This is a genomic window from Micromonospora craterilacus (assembly GCF_003236315.1).
Classification (GTDB): Bacteria; Actinomycetota; Actinomycetes; order Mycobacteriales; family Micromonosporaceae; genus Micromonospora; species Micromonospora craterilacus.
This window is the reverse complement of the sequence record NZ_POTY01000349.1, coordinates 1-4760: the sequence shown is the minus strand read 5'-3', so window position 1 is coordinate 4760 and position 4760 is coordinate 1. Positions and strand designations below refer to the sequence as shown.

Below are 4760 nucleotides of genomic sequence, written 5' to 3'. Positions count from 1 at the left end.
CTCCCCGAGCCGGCCGAGCAGCGCGCCCACCACCGGCGGTGCCGAGACACCGAACCCCTACACCGCCGTCCAGGCGTGCGGCAGCGGGTACAAGGTGATCAACTCGGCGACGCTCACCGCGAACGGCCGCCGGCAGGGCAAGGTCCACCTGCTCTACCACGCCGGCACCGGGTCGAACTGCGTGGTGACGCTCAAGGAGACCGCCGTCGGCACTGCGACCTCGGTGACGGCCTTCCTGGAGGTGCAGGGCCGGGCGCGGTCCACCGACAGCGGCTCGTTCAAGTACTACGCCGGGCCGGTCCGGGCCAGTGCCGCCGGGATCTGCGTGAAGTGGGGCGGCTCCGCCGGCGGTGCCAGCCACAGCAGTCCCTTCGAACACTGCGGTTGACCGCCCCCCGCCTGGGTATGCCCCGTCTTCCGCACCGACGTCGGTACAGGAGGCGGCGATGACGAAACCGATACCGGAGATGGACACGGCGGAGCTACGCGACATCGCGCTGCACGGAGGCATCCAGGGCGCGCGGGAGATGGACCGGGAGGAACTGATCGACGCCCTGGTCGCACGCCCCGGCGAGGGCGCCTGGCAGGAGGATCCGAAGCCGGTGGACGTCAATCCGAACGATTTCCTCTACCGCGGTCCCGAGCAACGGTGAGCCGTACCGGGCGGCCGGCTTCGCCGCCAACCTGCGGTGCCCGCCCCGCCCGACTGGCCGTAAGGTACGAGCATGTCCCTAGACGGGTGGAACACGCTCCTGGTGCTCGGCGGTATCCGGTCCGGCAAGTCTGAGTTCGCCGAGTCCCTGCTGGCCGACGCGGCCACGGTCCGGTATGTGGCCACCGCCGCCGGCGCAGGCGACGACGACGCCGAGTGGGCGGCCCGACTCGCCGCCCACCGCACCCGCCGGCCCGCGACGTGGAGCACCGAGGAGACCGCGGCCAGCCCCCGCCGGCTGGCCGAGGTGATCGCCGCGGCCCAGCCGGACGAGACGCTGCTCGTCGACGACCTCGGCGGCTGGGTGACCGTGCTGCTCGACCCGGCCCACCAGCCCGCCGACGACACCGCCACCATCGACGAGCTGGCCGCCGCCGTCCGCGGCTGCGCGGCACGGCTGGTGCTGGTCAGCCCCGAGGTCGGGCTCTCCCTGGTACCGACCACGCCGCTGGGTCGGGCGTTCACCGACGCGCTCGGCGCGGCCAACCGGGCCGTCGCGGACGCCTGCGACACGGTGGTCCTGGTGGTCGCCGGGCAGCCGTGCCGGCTGAAGCCGGCCACCGCCGAACCCGCGCCGGCCGTCCCGCCGCCGCCCGGCCGGCCCTCGGTGAACGGCCTCGGGACGACGGTGCCCGCGCAGGCCGGTCCGGCCGGCGAACAGCCCACCAACGGTGCCGCCCCCACGCTGCCGGCCTCGCCGCCGGTGACCACTCCGGAGCTGCCCGCCGCGCCCGTCGCCACCGGGTGGACGGCGCCCCCGACGGCCCCACCGGTGGTCGCCAGCGGCGCCGTCATCCAACCCGGCATGGATCTGCCGATGCCCGACGAGCACGCCGGGCCGCAGGCGGTGGACCGGCTGGCCAACCTGGACGTGCCGGGCACCGGGCTGGGCGTCCTGGAGCAGGTGGTCTCGTTCGCCGCCGCCACCCAGGGCACGCCGACTCCGGCGCCCTGGCAGTCGGTCCGGGTGCTGATGCTGCACGGCGACCACGCCGGCGGCTCCGCCGCCGGCACCGTGGCCGGGGAGTCGACCCGCCGGGCCGACCAGGCCCGCGCCGGTGAAGGCGTGCTCGCCCGGCTGGCCGCCGAGAGCGGGGCAAGCCTGCAGGTGGTCGACGCCCCCGCCGCCGCGCCCATCGAGCACAGCCCGGCGCTGACCGCCGAGCAGGTCGAGTCGGCCCTGCACTACGGCTGGCGGTTGGCCGAGGAGGCCGCCGACGCCGGCGTACAGCTGCTGGTGCTGGCGGCGTGCGGTGCCGGCACCGAGGCCGCGGCGGCCGCGGTGCTGGCGGCGACCGCCGGCGCCGAGGCACCCACGGTGCTCGCCCGGGTGGTCACCGAGACCGGCGAGATCGACGACGTGGCCTGGATGGCCCGCTGCGCGGCGGTCCGGGACGCGCTGCACCGCACCCGTCGCTCCTCCCGCGACGCCAAGGACGTGCTGGCCGAGTTGGGCGGTGGCGACATCTCGATCGCCACCGGCATCCTGCTCGGGGCGACCGCCCGCCGGATTCCGGTGCTGCTGGACGGGCCGGTCGGCGTGGCGGCCGGGTTGATCAGCCGGGACCTGGCCGGGCAGGCCCGACACTGGTGCCTGCTGGCCGACCACGGCGGGCACCCCGCCGTCCAGCTGGCCGCCGACGTGCTCGGTCTGACCTCGCTGGCGGAGCTGCGGCTCGACCTTGGCGAGGGGGCGAACGCGCTGACCGTGCTACCGCTGCTGCGGTCGGTGCTGGGGCTGGCCGCCGCACTGCCGGCCCGCCCGGCCCGCGACAACGGCGGCGGTGCGGACGAGACGCCGGAGCCGGAGCCGGTCGAGGAGGCCGAGGAGGCCGAGCCCGACTTCCGCGAACCCGAGCCCGACGGGCCGGGGCCGACCAGCACCGAACCGGCGGAGCCGGCGGACCAGGGCTCGCGTGCCGGCTGAGCCCCGGCTCGGCGACGGGGCGCGACTGGCGCTGACCACCCTCACCATCGCACCGGTCCGGGCCGGCCGGGTCGACCGGGCCACAGCCGGTACGGCGATGGTCCTCGCCCCGGCGGTCGGCGCGCTGCTCGGCCTGCCGCTCGCCGGGGTGCTGCTGCTGCTCGCCGCGGTCACCACGCCACTGGTCGCCGCCGGGATGACCGTCGCCGCGGGCGCCCTGCTCACCCGGGGACTGCACCTCGACGGGCTGGCCGACACCGTGGACGCGCTCGGGTCGTACCGGCGGGGGCCGGCCGCGTTGGAGATCATGAAGAAGCCGGACGTGGGACCGTTCGGCGTGGTCGCGCTGGTGCTCGTCCTGCTGGTGCAGGCCGCGGCGCTGGCCGAGTTGGCCGCCCGCTCCCGCCCGGCGGCGCTCGCCGCGGTCGTGACTGCCGCCGCGGCCGGCCGGCTCGGGGTGACCCTGGCCTGCCGGCGCGGTGTTCCGGCGGCCCGCCCGGAGGGGCTCGGCGCGCTGGTGGCCGGCACCGTCGGGCCGACCGCCCTGGCCGCCGGGACGGTCGCCGTCGCGCTGCTGGCGGTCGCGGCGGTGCCGGGCCGCCCCTGGCAGGGGCCGCTGGCCGTGCTCGCCGCGCTCGCCGTCGCGGCCGGGCTGCTCCGACACGTGGTACGCCGGCTGGGCGGGATCACCGGTGACGTGCTCGGCGCCACCGTCGAGGTGGTCACCACGCTCGTCTACCTGGGACTGGTGCTGTCCGGCTGAGCCGGGCACCCGGCGGCGGGTAGCGTTCTCCCACGACAGCACCGGCGCGGCCACCCGGGGGACGAGATGCTCATCACCGACGACTTCCTGCCCGTTCCGGTCCCGGAATCGCTCAACGCGACGTACCTGGTGCCGACGGGGGGACTGCCGGCGGTCAGCGCGCGGACCGCGGTGCGGGGGTTGGCCGGCCGGCTGGCCGAACCGGTGCACGGGCTGGCCAAGCAGATGCTGGACAGTCCGTTGATGAGCGTCGACGTCCGCCCGATCGACGAGTTCCCCGAGCTGCCGCCGGACCTGCTCACCGCGTTCGGGGCCACCGAGGCGCAGCTGGACCGGCTGGCCGCGGCGAGCCACCTGGTGGTGGTGCAGGCCGAGTACCGGCCGGGCTGGCCTCCGGCGCACGAGTGGGCGGCCCGGGCGGTGGCCGCGGCGGTCGCCGAGGCGGTGGGCAGCGATGTGGTGGACGTCTTCGGGTTGCAGTTCCTGGACCCGGCCGCGGCGCTGCGCTCGCTGCCCGACGCCGAGGGACGGGTCCGGCTGGTCGACTGGGTGCTGGTGCCGTACTCGTCGGACGCCGACGGGCTCTGGTTCACCACCAAGGGGTTGCGCCGCTTCGGCCTGCTGGAGTTGCAGACGCAGGGGGTGCCGGATCACCTCACCCGGGCCTGGGGCGCGGTGATGACCGGCGCCGCCCGCCGGCTGCTGCGGGACTGGACCGATGGGCTGGCCGGCGAGGAGGTGCCGGCGTTCGTGCAGCTGCCGGTGCTGGCCACGGTGACCGGGCACGACATCGCGGTGGCGTACGGCAATCCGGAGCAGCACGGGGCGACCGCGCCGGTGCTGCTCCGGCTGGAGCTGGATCCGGCCACCGACCCGGACGCCGACTCGTTCCTCAGCCTGCGTCCGCCGGCCGGGCATCCCGGCCCGGCCGGGCGCTACTTCGCCGCCGCCTGCGCCACCCTGTTCGCCGGCATCCAGCCCGACGTGCGCTACGCCCGGCCGGGTGACGCGATGAGCCGCGCGATCGCCACCGCCCGCGCCGGGCTGGACGACATCCGGGCCCGGTTCCGCGCCGGGCAGCTGCCGGCGGAGACCCAGCTGGTGGTCAAGTACGGGCTGCCCGGCGACGACGGCCCGGAGTACGTGTGGGCCGGGGTGACCTCCTGGGACACCGCGGAGCGGATCGTCGGCGCCAGCGCCAGCGACGCCAACACCGACCCCACCGTGCGGATCGGCTCCCCGGTCGTGGTGGAAGCCACCGACGTGGTCGACTGGGCCGTCCTGAACGGCGCCGGCGTGATCGAAGGCGGCTGGACCCAAGCCGTCCTGGACGCCGGCGAAGCCCCCACCCCCTGAGC

The 4760-nt window shown here is 76.3% G+C and carries 4 protein-coding genes and 1 pseudogene; all 5 read left to right on the top strand.

Translation table 11 applies throughout. From position 1 onward, the window contains the following. A pseudogene (locus C1I95_RS35530) lies at positions 1-388 on the top strand (M23 family peptidase); the annotation flags it as partial. Positions 389-446: 58 nt separating this feature from the next. Further along, on the top strand, positions 447-653 hold the full coding sequence (locus C1I95_RS31860) for a hypothetical protein (protein ID WP_111219567.1): 207 nt from the start codon (positions 447-449) through the stop codon (positions 651-653). A gap of 72 nt (positions 654-725) precedes the next feature. Next, the gene (locus C1I95_RS31855; RefSeq protein WP_111219565.1) at positions 726-2639 is read left to right on the top strand and encodes a bifunctional adenosylcobinamide kinase/adenosylcobinamide-phosphate guanylyltransferase; all 1914 of its coding nucleotides are present in this window, start codon (positions 726-728) and stop codon (positions 2637-2639) included. Beyond that, a complete protein-coding gene (locus C1I95_RS31850; RefSeq protein WP_111219563.1) occupies positions 2629-3402 on the top strand; it encodes an adenosylcobinamide-GDP ribazoletransferase in 774 nt (257 codons plus the stop codon). Before C1I95_RS31855 ends, C1I95_RS31850 begins: the two co-directional genes overlap by 11 nt. Before the next feature lie 66 nt (positions 3403-3468). Then, on the top strand, positions 3469-4758 hold the full coding sequence (locus C1I95_RS31845) for a DUF2314 domain-containing protein (protein WP_111219561.1): 1290 nt from the start codon (positions 3469-3471) through the stop codon (positions 4756-4758). Positions 4759-4760 lie beyond the last annotated feature (2 nt).

Bases quoted from the DNA above. Each gene is read 5' to 3' on its own strand.
- C1I95_RS31860 (WP_111219567.1), top strand. From the start codon at position 447: ATGACGAAACCGATACCGGAGATGGACACGGCGGAGCTACGCGACATC.
- C1I95_RS31855 (WP_111219565.1), top strand. From the start codon at position 726: ATGTCCCTAGACGGGTGGAACACGCTCCTGGTGCTCGGCGGTATCCGG.
- C1I95_RS31845 (WP_111219561.1), top strand. From the start codon at position 3,469: ATGCTCATCACCGACGACTTCCTGCCCGTTCCGGTCCCGGAATCGCTC.